The organism is Chromohalobacter sp. HP20-39 (assembly GCF_033052815.1).
GTDB lineage: Bacteria > Pseudomonadota > Gammaproteobacteria > Pseudomonadales > Halomonadaceae > Chromohalobacter.
In genome coordinates, this window is record NZ_JAWHTP010000092.1 from 1 (window position 1) to 557 (window position 557).

Genomic DNA, 557 nt, shown 5'->3' on the forward strand with positions numbered 1-557 from the left:
GACCCTTGCGCTTCTTGTCGACCATGTTGTCCGCGAGGCTGCCGGCCTGAAGATGGTCGGGCCTTACGCATAGCGGGTTGTCACAGACATGCATCACACACATCCCCGCAGCCAAAGGACCATGGGCTGCGACGTACGAAGCGACGTGCGCGCCAACGTTCTTGCCGTCGACTCGGCATGCGCCGTAACCATTTCCGGTGCGACCGCCAGTCCATTCCCAGCAGTACAAGCTGCGCTTAATCCGCGCACCGAATTTGCGCAGAAACTCGTTATCGGTCACATCATCCTCAATGCCAGCAGCCCGAAGGTGCAGCGCGAAGGTTTCTTCGCCCAGGCTCACATGTCACCCCGCAAGCTGTGCCGGGATGCGTGCCGCGGTTCCGGCGGCGTGTATCCGCGCTGCAAGTCGTGAAACAGCGTGAACTCGCCCTGATAAGCCAGCGGCACCATGCCGGTTTCGCCCTGGCGCTGCTTACCGATGAGCACCTCGCAAATGCCTTTGGCCTGGCTGTCCGGGTGATACACCTCGTCCCGGTACAGGAACATGATCGTGTCCG

2 protein-coding genes are annotated in these 557 nt (G+C 61.2%); both read right to left on the bottom strand.

Annotation, left to right across the window (positions count from 1 at the left end):
- Positions 1 to 340 (bottom strand): HNH endonuclease signature motif containing protein (locus RVY79_RS17075; protein ID WP_317465666.1); only part of this gene is annotated, 340 nt, incomplete at its 3' end.
- A partial coding sequence (locus RVY79_RS17080; protein ID WP_317465667.1) for a DnaB-like helicase C-terminal domain-containing protein occupies positions 337 to 557 on the bottom strand: 221 nt, incomplete at its 5' end. The genes RVY79_RS17075 and RVY79_RS17080, both read right to left, overlap by 4 nt.